This is a genomic window from Paenibacillus sp. CR_12 (genome assembly GCF_041953985.1).
GTDB lineage: Bacteria > Bacillota > Bacilli > Paenibacillales > Paenibacillaceae > Paenibacillus_AQ > Paenibacillus_AQ lautus_A.
Genome location: NZ_JAVFHO010000008.1, coordinates 353,383 through 379,170, shown reverse-complemented (window position 1 = coordinate 379,170; position 25,788 = coordinate 353,383). Strand labels below are relative to the sequence as shown.

Annotated in this window: 20 protein-coding genes; 16 read left to right on the top strand and 4 right to left on the bottom strand. The window is 51.2% G+C overall.

All coding sequences use genetic code 11. The features are described from left to right. Positions 1–6: 6 nt before the first annotated feature. The 4 genes from RB297_RS25515 to glnA all read left to right on the top strand — a co-directional run bounded on the left by RB297_RS25515 (position 7) and on the right by glnA (position 6,373). Positions 7–1,581: a helix-turn-helix domain-containing protein gene (locus tag RB297_RS25515; RefSeq protein WP_096776407.1), complete on the top strand. Its 1,575-nt coding sequence runs from the start codon at positions 7–9 to the stop codon at positions 1,579–1,581. Between the two features lie 38 nt (positions 1,582–1,619). After that, positions 1,620–3,410 carry a sensor histidine kinase gene (locus RB297_RS25510; RefSeq protein ID WP_375121748.1) on the top strand — a complete coding sequence of 597 codons (1,791 nt, stop codon included), beginning with the start codon at positions 1,620–1,622 and terminating at the stop codon, positions 3,408–3,410. A gap of 185 nt (positions 3,411–3,595) precedes the next feature. Continuing rightward, positions 3,596–4,651 carry a 3-deoxy-7-phosphoheptulonate synthase gene (gene aroF, locus RB297_RS25505; protein WP_213579613.1) on the top strand — a complete coding sequence of 352 codons (1,056 nt, stop codon included), beginning with the start codon at positions 3,596–3,598 and terminating at the stop codon, positions 4,649–4,651. A gap of 297 nt (positions 4,652–4,948) precedes the next feature. Continuing rightward, positions 4,949–6,373, top strand: a complete 1,425-nt coding sequence (gene glnA, locus RB297_RS25500; RefSeq protein ID WP_009595727.1) for a type I glutamate--ammonia ligase — start codon at positions 4,949–4,951, stop codon at positions 6,371–6,373. Between the two features lie 149 nt (positions 6,374–6,522). Here glnA and RB297_RS25495 read toward each other — a convergent pair whose 3' ends face one another. Next, complete coding sequence (locus RB297_RS25495; RefSeq protein WP_375121747.1) at positions 6,523–7,563, bottom strand: LacI family DNA-binding transcriptional regulator; 1,041 nt, start codon at positions 7,561–7,563, stop codon at positions 6,523–6,525. 579 nt (positions 7,564–8,142) lie between these two features. On the opposite strand from RB297_RS25495, the gene RB297_RS25490 reads away from it, so the two are divergent. From RB297_RS25490 to RB297_RS25455, 8 genes are all read left to right on the top strand, one after another. After that, on the top strand, positions 8,143–9,483 hold the full coding sequence (locus RB297_RS25490) for an ABC transporter substrate-binding protein (RefSeq protein ID WP_009595768.1): 1,341 nt from the start codon (positions 8,143–8,145) through the stop codon (positions 9,481–9,483). A gap of 106 nt (positions 9,484–9,589) precedes the next feature. Next, on the top strand, positions 9,590–10,483 hold the full coding sequence (locus tag RB297_RS25485; RefSeq protein ID WP_009595691.1) for a carbohydrate ABC transporter permease: 894 nt from the start codon (positions 9,590–9,592) through the stop codon (positions 10,481–10,483). Next, the gene (locus RB297_RS25480) at positions 10,483–11,319 is read left to right on the top strand and encodes a carbohydrate ABC transporter permease (protein WP_009595751.1); all 837 of its coding nucleotides are present in this window, start codon (positions 10,483–10,485) and stop codon (positions 11,317–11,319) included. Before RB297_RS25485 ends, RB297_RS25480 begins: the two co-directional genes overlap by 1 nt. Positions 11,320–11,344: 25 nt before the next feature. Further along, entirely contained in the window at positions 11,345–14,071 is a 2,727-nt protein-coding gene (locus tag RB297_RS25475; protein WP_375121746.1) for a GH36-type glycosyl hydrolase domain-containing protein, read from the top strand. A gap of 78 nt (positions 14,072–14,149) precedes the next feature. Next, positions 14,150–15,034: a hypothetical protein gene (locus RB297_RS25470; RefSeq protein ID WP_375121745.1), complete on the top strand. Its 885-nt coding sequence runs from the start codon at positions 14,150–14,152 to the stop codon at positions 15,032–15,034. A gap of 102 nt (positions 15,035–15,136) precedes the next feature. Beyond that, positions 15,137–16,225, top strand: a complete 1,089-nt coding sequence (gene serC / locus RB297_RS25465) for a 3-phosphoserine/phosphohydroxythreonine transaminase (protein WP_096776402.1) — start codon at positions 15,137–15,139, stop codon at positions 16,223–16,225. Between the two features lie 132 nt (positions 16,226–16,357). Continuing rightward, complete coding sequence (gene trmL / locus RB297_RS25460) at positions 16,358–16,822, top strand: tRNA (uridine(34)/cytosine(34)/5-carboxymethylaminomethyluridine(34)-2'-O)-methyltransferase TrmL (RefSeq protein ID WP_036659940.1); 465 nt, start codon at positions 16,358–16,360, stop codon at positions 16,820–16,822. Between the two features lie 198 nt (positions 16,823–17,020). Further along, a complete protein-coding gene (locus tag RB297_RS25455; RefSeq protein ID WP_009595823.1) occupies positions 17,021–17,275 on the top strand; it encodes an AbrB/MazE/SpoVT family DNA-binding domain-containing protein in 255 nt (84 codons plus the stop codon). A gap of 290 nt (positions 17,276–17,565) precedes the next feature. On the opposite strand, the gene RB297_RS25450 is transcribed toward RB297_RS25455, so the two are convergent. Together RB297_RS25450 and RB297_RS25445 are read right to left on the bottom strand one after the other, a co-directional pair. Further along, entirely contained in the window at positions 17,566–18,651 is a 1,086-nt protein-coding gene (locus tag RB297_RS25450) for a phosphodiester glycosidase family protein (protein WP_015737103.1), read from the bottom strand. Then, positions 18,648–19,055 carry a hypothetical protein gene (locus tag RB297_RS25445; protein WP_009595774.1) on the bottom strand — a complete coding sequence of 136 codons (408 nt, stop codon included), beginning with the start codon at positions 19,053–19,055 and terminating at the stop codon, positions 18,648–18,650. Before RB297_RS25445 ends, RB297_RS25450 begins: the two co-directional genes overlap by 4 nt. A gap of 380 nt (positions 19,056–19,435) precedes the next feature. Here RB297_RS25445 and RB297_RS25440 point away from each other — a divergent pair, with 380 nt between their 5' ends. Both RB297_RS25440 and RB297_RS25435 read left to right on the top strand, forming a co-directional pair. Next, positions 19,436–20,092: a DNA-binding response regulator gene (locus RB297_RS25440; RefSeq protein WP_009595829.1), complete on the top strand. Its 657-nt coding sequence runs from the start codon at positions 19,436–19,438 to the stop codon at positions 20,090–20,092. A gap of 111 nt (positions 20,093–20,203) precedes the next feature. After that, positions 20,204–21,418 carry an aminotransferase-like domain-containing protein gene (locus RB297_RS25435; protein ID WP_096776401.1) on the top strand — a complete coding sequence of 405 codons (1,215 nt, stop codon included), beginning with the start codon at positions 20,204–20,206 and terminating at the stop codon, positions 21,416–21,418. A 124-nt stretch (positions 21,419–21,542) separates the two neighbouring features. On the opposite strand, the gene RB297_RS25430 is transcribed toward RB297_RS25435, so the two are convergent. Next, positions 21,543–22,322 carry a DUF2161 family putative PD-(D/E)XK-type phosphodiesterase gene (locus RB297_RS25430; protein ID WP_277746779.1) on the bottom strand — a complete coding sequence of 260 codons (780 nt, stop codon included), beginning with the start codon at positions 22,320–22,322 and terminating at the stop codon, positions 21,543–21,545. Positions 22,323–22,586: 264 nt separating this feature from the next. Between RB297_RS25430 and RB297_RS25425 the strand changes: the two genes are divergently transcribed. Both RB297_RS25425 and RB297_RS25420 read left to right on the top strand, forming a co-directional pair. After that, complete coding sequence (locus tag RB297_RS25425) at positions 22,587–24,482, top strand: PrkA family serine protein kinase (protein WP_096776399.1); 1,896 nt, start codon at positions 22,587–22,589, stop codon at positions 24,480–24,482. 217 nt (positions 24,483–24,699) lie between these two features. Beyond that, positions 24,700–25,761 (top strand): globin-coupled sensor protein, encoded by a 1,062-nt coding sequence (locus RB297_RS25420; protein ID WP_192570769.1) that lies wholly within the window; start codon positions 24,700–24,702, stop codon positions 25,759–25,761. The last annotated feature ends 27 nt before the right edge of the window (positions 25,762–25,788 follow it).

Below are 25,788 nucleotides of genomic sequence, written 5' to 3'. Positions count from 1 at the left end.
ATACCCGTGTATAAAGTGCTGCTGGCAGACGACGAAATACTGGACCTAGAGGGCATGAAAAGCTTTATTCCATGGGAAGATCTCGGAATGAAAGTGATCGATTCGGTCAATAACGGCTTTGCTGCTTGTGAGGTGCTCGAAAGTGAGAAGGTCGACATCCTCGTTACCGATGTACGCATGCCGAACATGACCGGGCTTGAGCTAGCTCAGCGGGCACTGAAATTGCAGGAGGAGCTCCGGATTATCTTCGTAAGCGGTTACCAGGACTTTGGTTACGTGAAGCAGGCGATTGCTTTGAACGCATGCAGTTATGTGTTAAAGCCGATGGAGGACCAGGAGCTGATCGATGCATTAACGAAGGTTAGAATGGAGCTGGATCGTCTTCATGAACGCAAGGAGACGGAGGAAGCTTACCAGCAGATGATCCCCATCCTCAAAAATCAGTATCTCCTGCAAATCCTTCAGCGGCCCTATGACGGAGCCATCCTGGACATTATCAAGCGGGAGTACCGGCTGACAGAGCTTCATTGGCCGGTCTGCGTCATTCTGCTGGAGCTTGATAATGTGAGCACCTGGCGAACCGGCTCGCTCGATTCCGAGGAAAAGCTGAGTGCCATAGAGGAGTATTTCACGAGACTGCATAAACGGCTTGAACAGCGCGGCTTTGAATATATATGCAAGGTAACCGATCAGCGAACGGCCGTACTCCTTAACGGGGGCCGGGGCAAGGAAGAGATTCAAGCCCTGCTGGAGGAATTAAAACGGGAATATAACTATTCGATGACGGTCGGGGAAGGCAGGGCCGTCCATCAGCTGGAGCAGCTTCACACGTCGTACATGGAGGCTTTGGACGCGCTGGATTATAAGATGTTCCGGGGCAAGGGCAAATGGATCCTGTACAGCGAGGTGCCGACCGAGGACCGGGAAGACGTAAAAAGCCTCGACATCCGTCTGGATGCTTTATTTACAGCCATGACGGAGTATGATATCGTTCGTATCTATGACGAACTGGAAGCGATTCAACTGCTGGCATCCAGCATCCGATCCAAGTTCACCATACGCAATTTGGCCGTGTATATCATGGTGAAGCTGGAAGGACATCTGCAAGCGATGAACGAAGAGTTATATCGTATGGCAGGACTGGAGCTCAAAAACCTGGATATCCTGCTTCAATTCGAAACGATGGATGATATTTTCTCATGGCTCCGCATGAAGGCAATGGAAATTTCGGAAATGCTCAAGAACCGCAAATCAACCAAGAATGGCAGGCTGGTCGAAGAGATTATAGAGAATATCCAGGCTCGCATGCACGAGAATATTACGCTGCGGGATATGGCGAACCGGTTTTCTTTTTCACCGAATTATCTCGGGGTGCTCTTCAAGGAAGAAACCGGGCACAACTTTAGCGATTATGTAATCAAGCTCCGGATGGAGCGTGCCAGGGATCTCCTCAAGACGACCAAGCTCAAAATATATGAAATTGCATCACAGACAGGTTATCAGTATCTGCCTTATTTCAGCAGGCAGTTTAAGGAAATGTATGGAATGACGCCTCTGGAATACCGGCGCAAGCACTCGTAACTAGCAAAATTCAGATTAGATATGGGGTCAAACAGGCTATGGCGGGGAAATTCGAACGAATACGGGTCAAGATACCTTTCGGATACAAGTTAATGTTTTCGTACTGCGTATTTATCATTATACCGGTGCTGCTTGTCGGTCAGATTGCGAATCAGGTCTTCGTGAAGTCCACCCGAGAGCAGACGTATAACAACATTCAGGGCACGCTTCATCAGATGAGCGAGAACATATCGTATAAGATGGAGGACATGATCCGGATATCGGATATGCTTTATTTTGATACGACCTTTAACAGCCGTCTGCGTTTTACCGAAAGCGCTTGGATAAGCTATGACACCACGATCAACGTGCTGATTCCGAAGCTGGAGACCGCGGTAAGCACGGCGAACCGAAGGATCTGGTTATCGATCTACCTGCGCAACGACGACCTTAGGGAGATCTATGACAGTTATACGTATACGGACCCGCTGGACTCCAACAAACGTCTGTTTGATATTTATCAATATGACAGGCTGGAGGAACGGTCCTGGTATAAATTATATCCGAAGGAAGAAAATTACGGCGTAACCCTGCAGTGGAAGCAGATTGAGGACGATGTGAGCAACGGACGCATATCCTTGCTGCGGCGGCTTGTGGATATCAGTTCGACCATCAAACCGCAGGAGATCGGGTTCATGCGGATGAACGTCAGTATGACGGACCTGTTTGAAAGCATGAATTACAAGAAGATCGGTGACGGGACCGCATTGTATTTATCGGATGCACAGGGCCGGGTCGTTCTATCATCAGGGGGAAAATCCACAAACGTTTTCAAGGAGAAGGAACTTCGCAAGAACGGGGACCTTCTGATTCGGAAGCCCATTCCCCAGCTCGGCTGGGATTTGATTGCCGTCGTGCCTGCTCAAATCGTGGAAAAAGACACGGTCAAAATACGTAATCTAACCTATCTGATCTGTCTGATCTGCATCGGTATCTTCTTCGTGGTCAGCATCGTGGTCTCCAGATATTTCAGCCGCCGGGTGTCCAAAATCGTATCCGTGCTGGACTCGTTCCAGGAAGGCGAATTCCATAAACGGGTATCCTTTAAGGGGAATGATGAATTTACGCATATTTCCTCAGCCTTGAACGATATGGGCAGCAACATCGGCAAACTGATCAATGAGGTGTATCTGGCCGACCTGCAGAAAAAGGAAGCAGAGCTGGAGTCGCTGCACGCGCAGATTAATCCGCATTTCTTATACAATACCCTATCCTCCATCAGCCGCCTCGCGCGGTTCGGGATGCTGGATAAACTGCAGCGCATGGTAATGGACCTGGCGAAGTTTTATCGTTTGTCGCTCAACGACGGCCGGAACATCATATCCGTGAAGAATGAATTGGAACAGGCCCAAGCTTACGTGGACATTCAAAAGATTAAATACGACGACCGGATGCAGGTTACTTATGATTTTGAGCCCGAGGTGGTCCGGTATGAAACCGTGAAATTGATTTTGCAGCCGTTTATCGAGAATGTGCTCGAGCATGCGTGGACCGGAGACTATATTCATATCCGGATCACGGCCAGATTGCTGGAAGATGCTTTGGAATTCAAAATCATCGATAATGGCGTCGGTTTCCCGCCCGGCCGCGTGCTGGATAATACAGGGGGACAGGATCTGACCAATGCGGGTTACGGCATACGAAACGTAGATCAACGGATCAAGCTTCACTACGGCAGCGAGTATGGGGTCACGTTATTCAGCCGCGCCGGCATCGGGACAACGGTAAGAATTGTCATACCGCTGGTGAAGCGAACCGTAGCGGAAGGACGCAACAAAACGCTGATGTAACAGGCGAGGAATATCTCCCGATCGTGATGGCCTGAAGAATGGGCTTGACGAGGGGAGATTTTTTCTGTATATTTACTTTATCGATTAAAAGCATAAAAGCTTAAAAGCGAACAAGTGCGAAAGTGATTATCCATGGATTGAAATCAACATCGAAATTGGAATTCATTCAGAAAGAAGGTTTATTTATGATCGTCATTACATCCAATCAAATATCAGAGGAACAAGTTCAGCATATCGTTACCGAAATTGAGAAGGAAGGGCTCCAGGCTCACGTATCGAAGGGGGCGGATCGCACGGTGATCGGCCTGATTGGCAGCGTGAACCCGAAGCTTGCGGAGCATCTTCGCCAAATGAAGGGCGTAGAGAATGTAGTTAAGATCTCCAAGTCCTACAAGCTTGCCAGCCGTGATTTCCATCCGGATGATACGGTGATCGATATTAAGGGAACCAAGATTGGCGGCGGCAATCTGGTTGTCATGGGCGGCCCATGTGCCGTCGAATCCGCGCAGCAGATTGATGAAATTGCGCAGCTGGTGAAAGCAGCAGGCGGACAAGTGCTAAGAGGGGGCGCATTTAAGCCTCGTACGGGTCCATACAGCTTTCAGGGCGTTGGCGTCGAAGGTCTGATCATGATGGCGGAAGCCGGGCAAAAGCATGGCCTGTTGACCATTACAGAGGTGATGACGCCCGAATACGTCGATATCTGCGCGGAGTACGCCGATATTCTGCAAGTGGGCACCCGCAACATGCAAAATTTCGATCTGCTTCGGAAACTTGGCACCTGCGGCAAACCGGTTTTGCTGAAAAGAGGTTTCAGTGCAACTTATGACGAATTCCTGAACGCAGCGGAATACATCCTGGCCGGCGGCAATCCGAATGTCATGCTCTGCGAACGCGGAATCCGAACATTCGAAACTTATACCCGGAATACGCTGGATTTATCTGCCATTCCTGTTTTGCAAGGATTGAGTCACCTTCCGGTCATCTCTGACCCGAGTCACGGAACGGGCCGGCGCGAGCTGGTCGAACCGATGTCCAAGGCATCCGTCGCGGCCGGAGCCGATGGTCTTATCATTGAAATGCATACGGATCCGGACAACTCGATGACAGGCGACGGGGTCCAATCCCTGTTCCCGGACCAATTCGCCGCACTGCTTAAAGACTTGGAGAAGCTGGCTCCATTGGTAGGGAAGAGCTTTGCCACGGCCAAAGCGCCTGCTTCTGAATTCGCGCGCGTATAACACGTGTTACATGCTATAATGATATATTTGAGCATAGTGGTAAGAACACAATGAATGGCTTCGCCATCCCCTAATTTATAGTAGAAGGCACCTGCATTTTTACCGCAGGTGTCTTTTTGCTGCATTTACTTTAATTGGTTTTTCATGTCAGATAACATGACATCGTTTTAAAAAATACCTTACATAGGTATTGACGTCAGGTTATCTCCCGGCATATAATGACGAAAAGAAATCGAAAGATTATGAACATTGTTAAGCTGTTTAAGTCTTAATGTTCGGAAATTGGGAGGAAGAGACATGTCGGTAGAGAAAGTATTGCAAACCATTAAAGAGAACAATATTGAGTGGGTCGATTTTCGTTTTGTAGACTTGTCGGGACGGGTGCATCACATTAGCTTGCCGGCTTCAGAAGTAGACGAAGAAACTTTCGTGAACGGGGTAGCGTTTGATGGATCTTCTATTCCAGGATTCCGCGGCATTGAAGAATCGGATATGGTCATGATGCCTGATCCGGAGTCTTGCTATATTGATCCGTTTACAGCACACCCTACACTTAACATTATGAGCAACATCTATACTCCGGAAGGCGATGCTTATGAGCGTGACCCGCGCGGAATCGCGGCTCGTGCCGAGCAATACCTTCAAGAAGCCGGCATCGGAACGGCAGCCTTCTTCGCACCGGAATCCGAGTTCTTTCTATTCGATGAAGTCCGCTATGAAAGCTCCATGAACAGCTCCAGCTACTTCGTAGACTCCGAGGAAGCACAGTGGAATACGAACCGCAAGGAAGAAGGCGGCAACCTCGGATTCAAAGTAGGGGTTAAGGGCGGATATGTTCCTGTAGCGCCAGTGGATACTCAACAGGATATCCGAAGCGAAATGTGCCGTCTCCTCGACGAAGCAGGTCTTCGCGTTGAGCGTCACCACCATGAGGTGGCAACTGCCGGCCAGGCCGAAATCAATTTCCGTTTCGATACATTGAAGAAAACAGCTGACAATTTGTTGATCTATAAATATATCGTGCATAACACAGCCCGCCAATACGGCAAAACGGCTACGTTCATGCCGAAGCCATTGTTCGGGGATAACGGTAGCGGCATGCACGTTCACCAATCCATTTTCGACGGCGACACTCCGCTGTTCTACGAAAAAGGCGCTTATGCGAACCTGAGTGAAACGGCGCTGCACTACATCGGCGGCATTCTGTACCATGCGCCTGCCTTGATCGCTTTGACGAATCCGAGCACCAACTCCTTCAAACGTCTGGTACCAGGCTATGAAGCACCGGTTAACCTCGTATTCTCCAAGGGCAACCGTTCTGCCGCAGTACGGATTCCGGTCGCTGCCGTAACGCCTAAAGGCTGCCGCATCGAGTTCCGCACACCGGACTCCACTGCGAACCCTTATCTTGCGTTCTCTGCTATGCTGATGGCCGGTCTGGACGGGATCAAGCGCAAAATCGATCCTACCGCGCTCGGTTACGGACCATTCGATAAAAACATTTACGAACTGTCCGACGCCGAGAAGAAGGAAATCCGCAGCGTACCGGGTTCCCTGGACGAGGCATTGGATGCACTTCAAGCAGACTATGAGTTCTTGACAGAGGGCGGCGTATTCACGCAAGAATTCCTCGAGAACTTCATCGACTTCAAGCGTGCCGAAGCCAAAGCGGTTAACATCCGCGTTCATCCGCACGAGTACTCCCTGTACTACGATATCTAATAAACAGGATTATAAAAGAGCCTGGGGCATCATGCCCCAGGCTCTTTTTGGCGGTATACACTCGTGATTGGAACCAATCCTAAGATGGCTCTGAAAGGCAAGGGGCTCATTAAGAGCCTAGTGCCCTGGCTGCCCCTTTGCCCGGATGTTTATCCGAAATACCCGTAGTGATGCGTGTTGCTCCCGCAAGATTCGCGGACGATGAGCTCGGGCTCGACGACAAAGGAACTGACAGGGGACTGTTTATGGATGAGGTCGTAGAGCATGAGTGCCGCCAAGCGGCCGATTTTCTCTTTGTTTTGCCGAATCGTCGTTAGTTTAGGCGTTGTGTACTTGCAAGCCTCGATATCGTCGCAGCCGATGATCGACATGTCGTCAGGGACATTCAGACCATGTTCCTGAAGCGCTTGGATGGCGCCGATGGCAATCTGATCCGAGGCCGCAAAAATGGCGCGGGGCAGGGCTCCTGCCTTAATCAGCCGTGTCATCGCTTTATATCCGCTGGCCTCATAGAAATCATCCCCGTTCAGGAACCACTCCGCGCGGGCCGGAAGGCCGAAGCTTTCCATGGCGTTGCGATAACCCGCCTCTCGCATATTGGAGATTTCGGACTCCTTGCTGCCGCCAATGAAGCCCAAGTCTCGGAAGCCCTGGAGATAAAAATGCTCCACGACCTTCGAGGACATCTTGTAATTGTCGGACATGATATGACCCGACATTTCGCCGAACAGCTCAATATCGACCCCGATGCAGGGTATATCGCTCTCATCCAGCTCCTTAATCGAGGGCTCGATTTCCTCGCCGGATATAATGACGCAGCCGTCTACCTGATAATGGCGGCACCGTCCGAGATAGTCGGCATCCTCCCCTTGGAATTTCTCGTTCGAAAAAAACAGCAGATCATAGCCGAGAACGCCCATCTGCTTCTTAAAAGAATTCAGCACCTCAACAAAAAACGGGTGGGTAAAATCAACGTTCAGCTTTCCCGCAAAGATGACGCCGATTAGATTGGATTTTTTGGTTGCTAACGTTTTTGCGGAATTGGAAGGGGTATATCCCGTTTCTCTCATAATTTCCAACACGCGAGCTTTGGTCTCATCGGATACATCACTGTAGTTGTTGATAATTTTGGAGACGGTCGATACGGAGACCCCTGCCATTTTAGCGATTGTTTTGATGTTTAACGCCATGCGAAACGCCCCTTATTCTGTTTATAATGTCATTTCATTATTTTCGTTAATTTTCGCTAATGTTTATCATGAATTTCCTTTATGCGTAATGTTTAGGGACAGAAAAGTTATGAGATACGTGTTTTCTGTCTAACTAAGGAGTGTGTTTTGAACGAATTTCCCATGATCCAATGAAATGATGACGGTTCACCTATGCATAAGGGCTTATCCAAGCCAAGGTGTACCATCCGGCTGCTATGTTATACCACACGGATTCGAAACAGTTTCGTAAATCAGTGTATCTGCTTTAGCGAGGTAAGTCAATGAAAGAGAATAGGCATAAGGCTTGTCAGATCAAGAAAAAAGGGTTGTCTCTGTTCGGTGAGAAAAAAGTATCGGGAACGATAAAAAAAGCTTTGACAAACAAAATATTATGCGTAATAATAGGCCTTACGAAACCGCTTTCGGTATAATTCGCTCAATTACGAAAATTAATAATTATAGTTTCGTAGCATCAAGATTGTACAGGCCAAGAAAAAGCGGAAACATGAATCCGGTTTCATAATGAATTGCAATTTAATTTCAGGGGGTAACGAACAAATGATTAAGAAGTTATCAGCATTACTTTTGGCTGGCGCTCTAACCTTCTCGCTGGCAGCTTGCGGAAGCAGCGATTCAGCCGATCAAGGCGCACCTGCCAAAGGCGATAAAAAGGTCATCAAAATTTTACACTGGAAACAAGATAACATCAATAAAGCGATTGAAGAGATCAATAAGAAATTTGAAGAGAAGTATCCCGAGTATACGGTAGAGTATACCACTACGGGTCCGGATGACGAATACAAGCAGGCGCAGAGAGCAAGAATCACCGCCAATGACGTGGACGTCCTGGCCGATTTGTCAGGAATGAGACTCTCCCCGCAGGAATGGACGCCGGGCGCTAAAGTACCCGATTGGCAGCAATGGATCGATACCGGATTGATTGCGGATTTATCCGACCAAGCCTTCATTAAGAATTATAACGCAAACGATATCGAAAAAGCCGGAACTTATAACGATAAAGTATATGCCGTTCCTACAGGCAAGGTTGCGATGTCCGGTCTCTTCTACAATAAAGAAATCTTCGAGCAGAACGGCTTAAGCGTTCCGAAAACGTGGTCGGAGTTTATGAAGCTGAACGATGACTTGAAAGCCAAAGGCATCACACCGATTGTTGTAGCAGGTAAAGACGTATGGCCTTTGAAACTTCCAGTGTTCGCCCTGCAGGCCAAAATCCTGGGCGGCGGAGACCAGCAGAAATGGATCGAGGGCGTGTGGAAAGGCGAGACGGCTTATAACGATGAAGAAGCCATCGAGGTTTTGGAAAAAATGAAGACGCTTCAAGACAATTACATGATCGACGGCTTCATGGGGATCGATTATGCAACGGCGCCTTCCTATTTTGCAACAGGAAAAGCTGCGATGCTGGCTGACGGCTCTTGGGATGCCCCAACCGTTGCGGCAGCTAATCCAGAGTTGAAATTCGGTTACTTCCCGCTTCCGGCCACCGAGGATGCAGCGAAGAACGCCTCCTTTGTCGGCAAGTATGACGTAACATGGTACGCGGCCGAGAAAGGTCCGAACAAAGAAGGAGCCCTGAAGTGGCTTGAATTCTTCTCGGAGCCGGAAAATTACACGACATTCGTGAAGGCAGCCGGATTCATTCCGACGCAGGACAACATTCAGACGGAAAGCGACTTCATTGACAATGAACTGACTCCTTATCTCGGCGAGTTCGAATTGGCGTACGAAATCATGATGATCAACCGCCAGAATATCGGCGAGCATCTGGCTGCAGAAGGCGTTCACACGGAATTCCTGGCACCGGGCGGACCTTATAAAACGGCAAAAGAGCTGGCTGACATTCAGCAAAAAGAATGGGAAGCAGCCGCTCCGAAATAAAACTTCTTCTATTATAAAGAGACTTGTATAGAAAGAACCATACTGTAATCGGGGTCTGTGCAGCAGGCCCCGACATGCATTGAAATGGATTTGCGAGGTGAGAGAGATGTATCCATTTGGAAAAGGGTTTAACCGCTTCATACCGTTATTGCTGCTATTGATACCGATGGCGTTATACATCGTTTTTTATTTCGGACCTTCGATCCTGACGGTCATCTATTCCTTTACCGATGTGAAGAACCTGCCGGGCAGCACCTATCAATTCGTCGGGCTTGATAATTACAGGGAGCTCTTCTTCTCAGGGAACTCGGGCGAGCGGTGGCGCTCGATCGTAAATACCCTGATCTTCATGTTCGTCGTGACGATTGTGCAAAACGGGGTCGCCCTGTTTATCGCCGTTATCATTAACCAGCGGCTGAAAGGCGATTACTTCTACCGCGCGGTATTCTTCCTGCCGGTCGTACTCGGCGTAGCCGTGGTTGCGCTGATCTGGGGCATGATGTTCGATCCGTTGAACGGACCGGTCAACCGCCTTTATGACGCTCTTTTCGGCTATCAGGACATGTTCTTCGGCAGCTTTACCCATGCGTTCGGTTATATTATTTTCGTTCAGATCTGGATGTACATGGGCTACTCCATGCTGATCTTTCTGGCTGGCCTCCAATCGGTTCCGAAGGATTTATACGAGGCGGGTCATATTGACGGCACCAACAAGTGGCAGTCTTTCCGCCATATCACCTTCCCCCTGATCGCTCCGTCCTTCACGGTGAATATGCTGTTATCCATTATCGGCGCCATGTCGACGTTCGATATCATATTGGCGACAACGGACGGTCGTTTCAATACTAGGACGATGGCTTACGACGTGTACAAGGAAACGTTCCGGGGAAGCTTGGAAATGGGCCTTCCTTCGGCACTGTCCGTGATCCAGTTCCTGATTATTCTCCTATTTGTTGTTGTAGCCGTCAGGCAGACGCGTAAGAGAGAGGTGGAATATTGATGCGAAATTCCAAAACCACGCAAATTCTCTCTTATGCCGTCATAGGTTTGCTGCTGATTCTGTACGTCGTTCCGCTTCTGCTCGTCTTCAATGTATCGCTCAAATCCTTCAACGAATACTTGCTCAACCCGATCGGAATCGTGAAGAACATCGAATGGGGCAACTATTCCCAGGCATGGTCCGAAGGCAATTTCGCGGGTTATTTTGCGAACAGCCTGATCTATACGGTGACGGCGACGGTGCTGACCATCATCGTATCGTTGTTTGCGGCGTTTCCGGTCGCACGCGGTTACGTGATGTGGAGCGGCTTTATCTACATGTTCTTTTTGCTGTCCCAGTTCCTTCCGAACCCGATGGTTGCGCAGTATAAATTGATGCTGTCCTTCAAGGAAAGCGTTTCGTTCTTCGGGTATGATACCAAGCTCGGCTATATCCTGCTGAAAACGACGGGGACGGGCGTGGTGTTCATGATGTTCGTCGGTTACATCAAGTCGATCAGCCGCGATTTGGATGAGGCGGCAGGCATGGATGGCTCCGGCTATATCCGTTACTTGTTCCAGATCATTCTGCCGCTGATGAAGCCGGTGATCGCAACGGGCGTCATTCTGACCGCGATCGGAATCTGGAACGATTTTGTCGGGCCGATCATGTACCTGCCGAGTCCGTCCAACTATCCCATTACGTTCGGCCTGAAAGAATTCAGAGGGCAGTACGGGAATAACTGGCCGCTGCTTGCATGCGGAATTACGATCGTGGCCGCACCATTGATCATTCTGTATACGTTCATACAGAAGTATCTGGTGGACGGTGCCCTGGCGGGAGCCGTCAAATCCTAAGGCATAGAGGGGAAGAAAAAGCGATATGAAATCAACGGGATGGAAGTTCGAGGGGGATCAGGGCGTCTTTACGCTGCGTCATCCTGAACTTCATAACTATTTATATTTTCCTTTGGTCAACGAGGCGGGCATGATGTCGGCCATCACGCCGAATCTTCACGGCGAAATGACCAGCAGCCACAATACGTTTTTGATGTCGCCGGTATCGGTGGAGGATCTTCATAATTCCAAGTCCGCGCGCAACTTTTGGGTGCACATCGACGGGCATGGCGCATGGTCCGTATCCGGAAACTCCGCCAAGCAGAATGCGAACCGGTTCATGCATCATGAAGAAGAGGGCCAATTGGAAGCCGGGTTCCTATGGCACAAGCTGAAGCGGATGAACGGGGAGGCCGGGCTGCAAACGGAAGTTACCAGCTTCGTGCCGGTGACGGATGACCAGATCGAGTTAATGAAAGTAACGCTGACCAATGTAGGCCAGCAGACGCTTAAACTGACCCCTACCGCGGCTGTTCCGCTGTATGGCCGTTCGGCGGATGATCTGCGGGACCATCGTCATGTGACATCCCTGCTGCATCGGATTTATGTCCATCGGGAAGGGGTCGAAGTGCAGCCCGTGCTCTCGTTTGACGAACGGGGTCACCGTATCAATCGCGTATCCTACAGCGTGCTGGGTGCGGAGGGGGACGGCTCAGCCCCAATCGGTCATTTCCCGGTGCTCGAGGAATACATCGGGGAGGGCGGAGCTCTCGATTGGCCTGAGGCCGTCATTGCCAATAAGCCGGCATATGCGCAGGCTGGAGACTCCATGGAAGGGTACGAGGCCCTTGGCGGCCTGCGGTTCGCGGAGGCGGAGCTGCGGCCCGGTGAATCCAAAGCCTATGTTATGGCAATGGTCATAGCGAAGGATCGCGCAGACATCGAAAGGCTGTCCGAAACGTATTTATCGGAGAAGCGGTTTGATGAGCTGCTTGCGCAGAACGAAGCCTATTGGAATGAGAAACTGAATACGGTATTCTTCCAGACCGGTGATCCGCAGCAGGATCTATGGATGAAATGGGTTACCCTGCAGCCGATCCTGCGCCGTTTATACGGGAATTCCTTTCTTCCATATCATGATTACGGCCGAGGTGGCCGCGGATGGCGCGACCTGTGGCAGGATTGCCTGGCCTTGATGATTATGGAGCCTGCCGAGGTTCGGTATCTGCTGCTCAATAACTATGCGGGCGTCCGGATTGACGGAAGCAATGCTACGATCATCGGCACGAAGCCGGGCGAATTCGTTGCTGATCGGAACAACATTCCGCGCGTATGGATGGATCACGGCGCTTGGCCTTTCATGACCACGCTGCTTTACATCGATCAGAGCGGGGATATGGATTTCCTGAAGCAGCCGCAGACCTATTTCCGCGACGTATTCGTAAAACGCTGCCAGGAGAAGGACCCCGGGTGGCTGCCTGAGCACGGGAATCGACTCTTGACCGTCAGCGGCGAGGTATACGAAGGTACGGTCCTGGAGCATATGCTGCTTCAAAATCTGGTGCCGTTCTTTAACGTCGGCGAACACAACAACATCAAACTCGAGGGAGCCGACTGGAACGACGGTCTGGACCTTGCTCCGGGCAGAGGGGAGAGCGTGGCCTTCACGGCGTTTTATGCCAGCAATTTGATGCAGCTTGGCGATCTGCTGCTGGCGTGGCAGGATACGGAAGGCGTCGAGCATGTGGAAATAGCGGAGGAAATGGCGGTGCTTCTCGATTCGGTGACGGCTCCCGTCTCCTACGAGGACGTACAGGGCAAGCTGAATTTGCTGGATAGCTATTATGAGGCCGTCAAGGTGTCCGTGACCGGGAACAAACGGAAATTCAGCATTGCGGACGTTGTGCAGGATTTGAAGCTGAAGGCGGATTGGCTCATTCAGCATTTGCGCTGCAACGAATGGATCACGAGCCAAGAAGGGTACTCCTGGTTTAACGGGTATTACAATAATGACGGCGCCCGCGTGGAAGGCGATCATCCCCTGGGCGTGCGCATGACGCTAACAGGCCAGGTCTTTGCCGTCATGGGCGGAATTGCGGACGATGAACAGGTTGGGCACATCACGAAATCGGTTGACCGTTACTTAAAAGACCCTAGCATCGGTTACCGCCTCAATTCGAACTTTGGCGAGATCCAACAAAACCTCGGGCGGGCATTCGGCTTCGCGTTCGGACATAAAGAGAATGGGGCCATGTTTAGCCATATGAGCGTCATGTACGCCAATGCGCTTTATAAGAGAGGTTTTGTCCAAGAGGGCTACGAGGTATTGCGTTCGATTTATGATCTGAGCCAGGATTTTGAACGCAGCCGCATGTATCCGGGCATTCCCGAGTACATTAACGAGAAGGGAAGGGGGATGTATCCCTACCTTACCGGGTCGGCAAGCTGGCTGCTGCTCACCATGCTGACCGAGGTGTTTGGAGTGAAAGGGAACCGTGGACATCTTCGCCTGGAACCGAAACTAAGGTCTGCTCAATTCGATGCCGACGGCCATGCCACGGTCACTACCGGGTTTGCCGGAAAACAGCTTCAAATCGTATACGGCAATCCAAACCGGTTGGATTACGGAAGCTATGCGATTCAATCGGTTACGCTGAACGGTGAAAAGATACAGCTGCGCAGTCAAGATCCCGGGGCAGTCGACCTGGATCGCAGCATGCTGTCCTCGTTATCCGGCAGCGAACGGGCTTTGATACACGTCGAGCTTGCCTGATTCGCACTTATAAAAATTTCGGAAGCCCTGGCAGAGAAGTCGGCCGGGGCTTCTTCATCATGAATGGAGCGATGGTTTGTGGGACATCAACTAGCGAACGGACGATTGGAAGTCGAAATAGCGAAAGTCGGACGTTATCAAGGCACGCGTTTTGACCGCACGGGTTTCATCACCCAGGTGAAATTGAGCGAGAGCGGCCATACCTTCTGTGTTCATGAGTTTGCGGAAGGGTTTAACCCGCAGGCCGGGTCCGGGTTATGCAACGAGTTCGGACTCCATGAAGGGATGGGGTACGCGGAGGCCGAAGTTGGAGATTGGTTTCCTAAATTAGGGGTGGGCCTTCTTAAACGGGTCAGCGAGGCCCCGTATAACTTTCAGCATGCGTATCCGGCGGAGCCTTTCGATGTGGATGTCATTTCGGGTGACTCGAACATCTCCTATACGGTTCGTTCCAGGAGCATAAACGGCTATGCAGCAAGATTGGTGAAGAAGATCTCGATTGAAGATACCGTATTAACGATAGATTACGAGCTTATTAACGAAGGAAGCCGAAGGATCGATACGGAGGAGTATGTCCACAATTTCATAGGGATCAACGAGGAAGCGGTAGGACCCGAGTATAAGCTGAAGCTGCCGGTTCCTGTCCGGTTTACGGAGGTCGAATCTGACTATACCTCGGAATTGCTGTCTGTCCAGGATAACGAGATAGGCTGGACCGCCAGACCGCATAAGCCCTTTTATGGAAGAATGAAAGGCTTCAACGGCGGCGATTATCCATATTCATGGGAGCTGACGCACAGTGCCCGCAGGGCGGGGGTAAGGGAGATCAGCGATTTTCCGGTTGCGCATATGGCCCTGTGGGGGACCGGACACGTTATTTCGCCGGAAGTGTTTGTTCGGTTAAGCCTGGCCCCCGGAGAAAAGAGATCTTGGAGCAGAAAGTACCAATTCTTCTGCTGGTAACCGGAACAATTTAATGTGAATAATTACACTTGAAGGTCTATGGGATTGTTGCTATGATTAGCGTTAATTAGCATTCATAGTAGAGAAAGGGTGGAGAGTCTTTTGAGCAAGAGAGCATACAATTTTAACGCAGGACCTGCTGCATTGCCGCTTGAAGTGTTGGAGCGCGCCCAGGCCGAATTCGTCAATTACGGAAATACCGGCATGTCGATTATGGAAATGTCTCATCGCGGCGCCGTTTATGAAGCCGTTCATAACGAAGCGCAGGAGCGCCTGCTGTCCCTGCTGGGGAATCCATCCGGTTACAAGGTATTGTTCATCCAGGGCGGCGCAAGCACGCAATTCGCCATGATTCCGATGAACTTCCTGGGTCAAGGCCAGGTTGCGAACTACGTGATGACGGGAAGCTGGGCGGACAAGGCTATCAAAGAAGCCAAGCTGATCGGCGATACCCATGTGGCGGCATCTTCCGAAGAGAGCAAATACATGACTCTGCCCCGCATTCAAGACATTAAGCTGTCGGACAATGCAGCTTATCTCCATCTGACTTCCAATGAAACCATTGAAGGCACCCAGTTTAAGGAATTCCCGGATACCGGTTCCGTTCCGCTCATCGGTGATATGTCAAGCGATATTCTCAGCCGTCCATTCGATATGAACCAGTTCGCGATGGTGTATGCGGGTGCGCAGAAGAACCTCGGACCATCCGGCGTGGCGGTCGTGATCGTCAGAGAGGACATGATTACAGATTCTCCTAAACATCTGCCGACTATGCTTCGCTACAATACGTATTTGAAAAATAACTCGCTGTACAACACGCCGCCTTCTTTCGGCATTTACATGATCAACGAAGTGCTGAAGTGGATTGAGGAGAAGGGCGGCCTCCAAGGTGTTCAAGCGTTGAATCGCAAGAAAGCGGGTCTGATCTATGATGCCATCGACAGCAGCGAAGGCTTCTACCGCGGCTGCGTGAACGCAGAGGTGCGTTCCGATATGAACATTACGTTCCGTCTTGCCTCCGAGGAGCTGGAGAAGGAATTCGTAAAGGCTTCGGAGCAAGCAGGCTTTGTAGGCCTCAAGGGCCACCGCAGCGTCGGCGGTTTGCGGGCTTCCGCGTATAATGCCGTTCCTTACGAGAGCGCTCAGGCCCTCGTGGAATTCATGCAGGAGTTCAAGAACAGCCACAGCTAATTTCATGAGATCAGACCACGATAACCTTCCGCCAAGCTGGCGGAAGGTTATTTCTGGATATCCCGGGAATTCGGAATGGAATCGGTTATAATAAGAATAAAATAAAACAGAAGAAAAGGTGGACTTATCAACATGGCATTACACATCGTACTAGTCGAACCGGAAATTCCAGCGAATACGGGCAATATCGCCAGAACCTGTGCCGCCACGGGCACGCATCTGCACCTGGTCCGTCCGCTCGGCTTTAATACAGACGACAAGACATTGAAACGGGCCGGACTGGATTACTGGTACGCCGTACATATTGAATATCACGATTCCTTTGAGGAATTGCAGGCGCTCTATCCGGAAGGGCGTTATTTCTACGCTACGACGAAGGCTACCAAGCGTTACATGGACATCGAATATCAGGATGGGGATTTTTTGGTATTCGGCAAAGAAACCAAGGGATTGCCTCCGGAACTGCTGGCCGCAAATGCCGAGCATTGCATCCGCATGCCGATGACGGATAAGGTCCGATCGTTGAATCTGTCCAACTCCGCGGCGATTATGGTATATGAGGCACTGCGCCAGCTGGATTTCCCGGGTATGGAATAAGAACAGCTGAAAAATCGCGCATTTTTGGGGAAAATCATCCAGTATACCTAGTTGATGTTGAAAAAAACTAAGAAATTCTTAACATCCAGCAGGATTCGACAACTTTTTATCGAACTATTATACTAGGCCCTTGTTATCAGTTCTGGAACTGTGGTGTCAGAAATCACTTGTTGAAAATGAAAGAGGTGTACAATCGTTATGAAACCTGCTGGTGTTGTCCGTAAAGTTGATCAGCTGGGAAGAATCGTTCTGCCTAAGTCTCTGCGCAAGAGATATCAAATGAACGAGGGGGATCCCGTAGAAATCCTTGTACAGGGGGACCATATTATATTGGAGCGCTATCGCCCGAAATGCGTCTTCTGTGGCTCCATGGACGGCGTAAGCGAGTTTAAGGAGCGCTATATCTGTTCGCAATGCATGTCCGAAATGCAGCAGCTTCCTAAACATGCCTAATGTCCTTATATGTGAACGATGAAATTCCTTTTGAGCATCGCTGATGAGCGGTGCCTTTTTTGTCCGAAAAAAAATAAAACTCCCCCGATATACGAGGGAGTCGCCTTACAGGCCTTTGGTTTTGTCATCGTTGTATGCCGCGGTCCAAATGCCAACCATATAAAGGGCGAATACGAGCATGACGATCCAAAATGTTAATGAGAACGACATTCATGCCACCTCCTGCTAAGCTAACTTTATTATAACCACCTTGGGCCAAAAAATAAACGAGAATATGAGTGCCGACTCTATCATTTGAAAAACAAGAAGTGCGTGGGTACCGGCCGCAGACTGCCGTCCGACGGCTTGTTCACGACGCGTCCGTTCAGAACAAGGGATGCGGAACCGCCGCCATCCAGGTTATAGGCGTCGATCACGCCCATTTTTTTCAGTTTGGTTTGCAGCTCTTGCAGCGTGGCTCCCGATTTCCCCTTCTCATCATATCCTTCGGTAACGAGGATGAGCAGCTGATCGTCCTTGTAATTGCCGATGACCGTGCGTGGTGCCCGGCCGGGAGTCGTTTTCCATTTGTCCGGGATCGTCGTTTTCCTGCCGTTTTGGAGCAGCACCGGCACAAAGGTGGCCCCGAACATCGGATCGAGCCGGTCAAGGTCGCTCTGGCTGTAGAACTTGCCGCCGATCAGCTTGCCGGATTTGCTTAGGCCGACAAAGGCCAGATCCTTAAAGCTCGGTTGAAATCCCGAGACGTATTTGCCGTCGTAAAAGGTCGTGCTCAGCGGATGTCTGCCCCCGTTCCCGTCAGCGTATCCGCCGGCATTAATCCCCGCAACGGCGCCATGCCGGCTTACGGCGCGCATCGTGGTTTCGACGGATCCGGGTCTGCCGCTTTCGCTGCCGAGCGACATCTTCATTGCGGAAGGATCCTTCAGTTTGACCTTCATCGCATAGCCATGATAGGTGCCCGGATTGATCTTGTACAATTCGATTCGAATCCGGTCGCTGTTGACCGTCTCGATCGGGACACCCAGTTTGGCTGTAATCCGGCGATTATAGATTTGCTCCGGCCGCGCGGCCTGTGATTCCGCTGTTTGCAGAATGGTTCCTACCGTAGCGGTCGTCTGCCGATAGAGCTTGGCCGTTTTTTCAATGGAGGATATCGTCTGTTCTGCTGAGACTGCAGCTTGATCCAGATCCTGCTTGATCACGGCGGATTGTTCCGATATGCTGCCCGACGGTATGTACTCCGCGGTTTCGTGCGACAGGCGCGGCGGCTCGGTAATTAACCACATGCACAGCAGCATCCCGATAAATGGTGCAATGGCAAGCATAAACGTGCGGTTTAACTGTTTAGGACGGATATACTTCAGTTTTCTCACTTCAGCAGCTCCATCTTGCGTTCCAGCTCTTTCAGCTGTTTCTCGACTTGGCTTAATTGGCTGTACAGCTTGTTGCTGTTGTCCGTCTTGCCGCTAGCCTGATCCTTGGTAAAGGTCAGAAGCTCATTAAACGACTGAACCTTGCTCTGCATCTCGTCCATTTCCTGAACCAGCTCGTTAAACCTTTGATCGTACTCCGCTTTGAATGCCGCCATCTCCTGGCGCGTATCCTGCTGCAGCTGCACCACGACTTGCTCTTTCAAATGATTGCTATATAGGTAGGCTGCGGTGGTACCCAGCCCGATCAGCACAATCCAAAATACCCAGAACCATTTGGCGGATGGCCCCTTTTGATGCACTTCCTCACGGGATTTATAGGGGGTATTGTTTTCCGGCTCCAACATTGGCATTTCATCACCCCTCAAAATCTATCATTTTTTCCAGGTATCATTCTATCATGTCAGGATTACTTTCGCAAAGACGAACCAATAGCACTTGTTTTTATGAAAAAGAGATTGCTTAGAAAGTTAGAGTGGGATACAATCTGTATAGATTTGATTATCAATTAGGATACATATAAGACATTCGCCATGCATGCCGTCATAATCCCTGCGCCTATAGGATTAATTAACCTTTTTTCTATGCGAATAACGGCTGGAATTTGCGTCTGTCCATATCTGCAAACAACGGGAATTCGCATGACGGTAACGCAAGGAATTGACGGCGCTTACTTAATAGAGATGCTAGAGAGCCAAGTTTGTTGATACAGGAGGTCTATTAGAAAATGAATCAGGTTTGGCGGGTAGTTATCGTCGGAAGTCAACCTACAAGCATGCTGGGAACGAAATTGATTTTGGAAGAGCAGCAGGATCTGCTCGTAGAGGGAATGACATCCTCGGGTTCGGAAGGGCTTCGAATGGTCGAGGATTTGCTTCCTGACTTGGTACTATTGGATTATCATTTGTCGGATCATACGTCCGAAGCGGTGTTGGAGCAGATGAAGCTGCTGTCACCGAAGACCCATGTCGTCATTATGACCGATAATGACGGGCTTCCCTTGCTCCAGTCTTTGATCAGTCGCGGCGCGAGCGGCCTGTTGTCCAAGCAGGCATCCACTTTCCAGCTCATACATATGATTACCGGACTACGGGAGGGCGTTGCCTCGCTGCCGCTCGACTGGGTAAGGCAAGGCATCTGGCCGCTGACGGCCTCTGCGATGAACGAAGGCGGGCTCCAGCTCTCCGAGACGGAGGCTTTTATAATGGAACGGATCGTCCAGGGCATTACGTACGACAAAATCGCCATGGAAATTCAGGTAAGCCGCCGCTCGATCGACAACTACCTTCGCAAAATATACGTGAAGCTCGGGGTTTCCACCCGTGCGCAGGCCATCGAGAAGTATGCCCTGTACACCCGCCAAGGCAGGCAAATTTATGCCTAATGCAGGATTAAGGTTATAATATATAAATATCAGGAATACCTTTTAGAGGTTATATAAGAGGCTCCTGAATACAAAACCGAGGTTTTGATAACGGTTAGAGGGGGGACTTCCATGCAGTATTCCTTTGCTTCCCGTGCACAGACCCTTTTGTCATCCCCGCTGCGCGATATCAGGGAACTTGCGAAGCGGGATTCTTTTATTTCCTTGGCGGAAGAGCTGCCGGCCGAAGAGTTATTCCCTTTGCATTCTCTGGCGGAGGCGGCGACATCGGTGCTGTCCGAGGACCCGCTGGCCCTGCAGTACGGTGAGGCGGAAGGCTATGGGCCGCTCCGCGAGTGGCTGAGCGAGGACTTCTCCCGGCGGAAAGGCCTGAGCGTCCAGCCCCAGCATATTTTGCTGACGACAGGCACCCAGCAGGCGATCGATTTGCTGGTCAGGGTGTACGTGGACCCTGGGGATCCGGTGCTGGTGGAGAACCCGACCTCCCCCGGACTGCTTCAGGTGCTGCGTCTTCAAGGTGCCGTCATCGTTCCTGTGGAGGGAGATCATGACGGGATGCTGCCCGAGCATCTGGAGGCCATGATCCGGCAGCATAAGCCGAAGCTGCTTATGGCTGCGCCTAATTTTACCAATCCGACCGGCGTCATGTGGAGTTTGGAACGGCGTCAGCAGGTGCTGAAGCTATGCGTCTCGCATGGGCTTCTTGTCGTGGAGGATGATTCATACGGCGACCTTCATTTCGCGGATGCCAAGAATGCGAAGCCCCGCATTCCTTCCATCTTCTCGCTCGAAGAGCCGCAGGGAGGACATGTTCTGTATGTAGGCTCTTTCAGCAAAACCGTAGCCCCCGCGCTTCGAACGGGATGGGCCGCCGGGAGCCGGCGATTGATCGAGATGATGACGGCCGTGAAGCAGATGGCCGACTGGCAATCCAGCATGCTCAACCAGCGGATGCTGCACCATCTGCTGGAATCGAAGCATTTTAAGCTGGAGGATCATATCGACATGCTCAACCGGGAGTACGCAACAAGGCTCAAGCTGATGGTGGAGCTGCTGAAACGCAGCGCATGGAAGGATTCGAGGTACGCGGTACCGCCCGGCGGGATGTTTCTCTGGGTGCAGCTGCCCCCAGGATTGGACGGGGATGCGCTCCTAAGGGCGGCCTTGCTGAAGGGAGCGGCATTCCTTCCGGGCTCGATGTGCTCGGCGGCAGATCGAACCAGGGAGTGCATCCGGCTGAATTTTACGCATCCCGGGCGGGATGAGCTGCTGCTCGGCATGAATCTTATCAGCGAAGCCGTGATGGAATTTACGGCCCGGAATTAGACATGGAAGATTTCCTTTTACGAACGCGTTGAACATAGCAAAGCTGCGGATCGAGCCAGGCTGATAGGCTCAATCCGCAGCTTTTTTTCGTGGGCGGATTTGTATGGGTTACAAGATCCGGTCATTATGATTTCAATACGGTGGCATAGTCTGCCAAGGCCTGCACGCCTGCCGGCGTCAGCACGTAGCGTCCGCGGCTCACCCGACGGAACCAGCCGTAGTAGTTGCGCTGCAGAATGTCTGCCGCCGAACCCACGCCGCTCCGATCCCGCACAGCCGCGGGAGAAATGCCGGGCGGCACTGCAGGGACAGCTTTTTCTTGGAGCTCACGCCCATCGAGGGCCGCTTCGTGCATGCTGCGCTGCTCCGCTTCCGCTGCATTCATGGCAGCAGCAACGCGCAGCGTTTTCTCACGGTAAGCCGTGACCAGCTTGGCCCTCGTCACTCCGCCCGTGTTGTAATCTCCGCTGCGCTCCCGAAACTCGTACAGCAGGCGTTCCTTGCGCCTAATGGCGGTGCGGCCCTTCTGCACGGCCATCTCCGGCTCGCAGAGCACCTCGACGAAGGGCGCCTTGGTTTTGTAGAAGGTGACCGTGATGAGCCCCAATCCCAGTCGTCCGCAAAGCCCCGTCAGCTCGGACCAGCGCTGGTTGACCGCTCCTTTCTTCGCCCGGCTCTTCTCGACGGCCAGGTATACGTACGGGGTCAGCTTCAGCCGCTCAATGCCCTGGAGCAGCAGGGCCAGATTGAACGTTTTTTTCAGCTCCACGATCAGCGGTTCATCGGCGCCGTCTTTCATGCCGACCAGATCGCAATTTCGTACCTCGCCTTTGACTTCATATCCGTTTAATTCAAAAAAGGCCTTCAGGGGAGCGTACAGCTCGGCTTCATGCTTTATCGCCATGATGACTCTCCTTTTAATCGAAAGTTGCTAATGTTACGTCAATGTAATTTCAGTATAGCATGGGGACTGCTTTCGCGGCGTACCCGAGTGTAGAATGAACCGGTGGTTAGATAAAAAAGCATACGCGTGACTTCGAAAATAAGGTCAACTATTCCAAGCAAGCCGCATAGGTATGTAATACACTTTTTCGATAATGGAATGTTTTCTAATGACGCTGTGGAATGGAAGCCAATCCCCATAAACAGACTCATAGGAGGTAGCGATATGGATATTTTCGAACGCATAGCATCGTATCGGGCAGAAGGCGACCGTTTGGCGTGGAGCGGCACATTCAGGGAATACATTGAAATACTTAAGAAGGATCCCTCTCCAGCCATGACGGCCCATGCCCGTGTATATGACATGATCGAATCCTACGGTTTCGAAGAGAGCGGGGGCCAGAAAAAATATAAGTTTTTTGAACAGGAAATCTTCGGCCTCGACCGGGCTGTCGAGAAACTCGTGGAGGAGTACTTCCATTCTGCAGCCCGCAGGCTCGATGTGCGCAAACGCATACTGCTGCTTATGGGACCTGTCAGCGGCGGCAAATCCACGCTTGTCACGATGCTGAAGCGCGGCCTCGAGAAGCATTCCCGCACCGACCGGGGAGCGGTATACGCGATCGCCGGCTGCCCGATGCAGGAAGAGCCGCTGCATTTGATTCCGATGGAGCTAAGACCGGAGATCGAGAAGGAGCTCGGCGTCCGAATCGAGGGGAATTTGTGCCCGGCCTGCCAGCTTCGTCTTAAAACCGAGTACGGCGGCGATATCGAAAAGGTTGAAGTCGAGCGGATATTGATCTCCGAGGAGAACCGGGTCGGCATCGGCACGTTCAGTCCGTCGGATCCCAAGTCGCAGGATATTGCCGATTTGACCGGCAGCATCGATTTCTCCACCATCACGGAATACGGCTCCGAATCGGATCCGCGCGCCTACCGGTTCGACGGCGAGTTAAACAAAGCGAACCGCGGTTTGATGGAATTCCAGGAGATGCTGAAATGCGACGAAAAATTTCTATGGAACTTGCTCTCCCTGACCCAGGAAGGGAACTTTAAGGCGGGCCGGTTCGCGCTGATAAGCGCGGATGAGCTGATCGTGGCCCATACCAACGAATCCGAGTATAAGGCGTTCATTGCCAATAAGAAAAACGAGGCCCTGCAATCCCGGATGATCGTCATGCCGATCCCGTATAATCTGCGAGTCAGCGACGAGGAGAAGATTTACTCGAAGCTGATCGGCCAAAGCGACATGAAGCATATCCACATCGCGCCGCACGCGCTTCGATCTGCCGCGATATTCTCCGTCTTGACGCGTCTGAAGGAAACGAAGAAGCAGGGCATGGATCTGATCAAGAAGATGCGCATGTACGACGGGGTGGAGGTTGAAGGTTATAAGGAAGCGGACCTGAAGGAGATGCAGAACGAATATCTGGAGGAAGGCATGTCCGGCATCGATCCGCGTTATGTCATCAACCGGATATCCAGTGCTTTGATTAAGCAGGATCTTCAGTGCATTAACGCGCTGGATATGCTGCGGGCGATCAAGGATGGGCTGGATCAGCATGCGTCCATTGCCAAGGAGGAGCGGGAACGCTACCTGAATTTCATTGCCGCCGCTCGCAAGGAGTATGACGATCTGGCCAAGAAGGAAGTCCAGAAGGCTTTTGTGTATTCCTTCGAGGAGTCCGCCAAGACGCTGTTCGAGAATTATTTGGATAACATCGAAGCGTTCTGCAACTGGACGAAAATCCGCGATCCGTTGACCGACGAGGAGATGGATCCGGACGAAAGATTAATGCGCTCGATCGAGGAGCAGATCGGCGTCTCGGAGAACGCAAAGAAGGCGTTCCGGGAGGAAATCATGATTCGTATCTCGGCTTATTCCCGCAAGGGCAAAAAGTTCGAGTACCATAATCATGAGCGCCTTCGGGAAGCGATTGAGAAGAAGCTGTTCACGGACCTCAAGGACATCGTCAAAATTACGACCTCGACCAAAACGCCGGATGCCGTGCAGCTGAAACGGATCAACGAGGTAAGCTCCAGGCTGATCGAGGAGCACGGGTACTGCCCGGTATGCGCCAATGAGCTGCTGCGTTACGTGGGCAGCCTGTTAAACCGGTAAGACCGAATAAGGAATAGCATAAGCGGAATGTCTGGAGAAGCCGCCCGTGGAACCGGGTGGCTTCTCCTCGTTTGGAGGGGATTGCCCGATTGTATGTGCAAATCTACACACAATTAGGACTTTGGGATTATGCCGAGGTGGTAAATATAGGCTATAATGGACCCTAAGTACTTGAACCTGTGATATGGATCACCTATTTAGGAGTGGATTTTTCGAAATGATTGATGTTTCCCCGAAAAGACGCCAGCAGTTGGAGTATATCGGATTGGACGAGCAAGGATTGGAGCTTCTCGCAAATCATCGTGAGGTATTTGCGAAGGTGGTTGAAGAGGTCGTGGACCGGTTTTACGCGCAGATCGGAACGCAGCCGCAGCTGATGCAGATTATCGGACGCACCTCGACCGTGGAACGGCTTAAGGAGACACAGCGGGTGTATTGGATGTCGCTTGCTTCAGGAAGAGTGGACGATGCTTATATTGCCGAACGGATTAAGATCGGACAAGTTCACTCCAGAATCGGCCTGACCACGGACTATTACCTTGGAAGCTACATGGTTTATTTGGATATTGCCGCCGATTTATTGAAGAAGCTCGTACCGGATCAATGGATTCAAGTGGTGCATGCCCTGAGCAAAATGTTTAACCTGGATTCCCAGCTCGTATTGGAAGCTTACGAAATGAAAGAGAAAGAGAAAATCAGCAACCTGGCTTCGGATCAGCAAAAAATGTTGGAAGCGATTACAACCGCGGTTCAAGAATTGACGGCCATGATCGTGGAACTGGATCAGAGTGCGGCGCTGATGGCCGACAACGCCATGAAAACGGCGGAGGCGCAGGATAAGGCGCATACGCTGACTTCCGAGCTGGGCGAAGAAATTTTGCATATCGAGCAGATGGGAAGTTTGATACGGGAAATTTCGGATCAGAGCCACCTGCTTGGCCTGAACGCGGCGATCGAGGCTGCCCATGCCGGGGAGTTAGGCAGAGGCTTCGAGGTGGTTGCCGGCGAAGTGCGAAAGCTGGCCACCAACTCCAAGAAGGCGATGGATGAGATTCAGGACAAGGTCAGCGGCATTATTCGCAAGCTGGGGCTCGTGGAGCAGGAATCGGAGAAAACGTCCATGAACGCGCGTAATCAGGCAGCAAGCTCGCAGGAATTGGCCGCCTTCGTGAAAATGATGGAGAAGCTGGCCGATGATTTGGAATCGCTTCAACACGAATATGATATTCGGAAGCACGATATCGAGATCGAAACCTCATCCGAGAAGGTCAGCGTATAACAGGGGTCAAGAAGCGAACGGTTGATG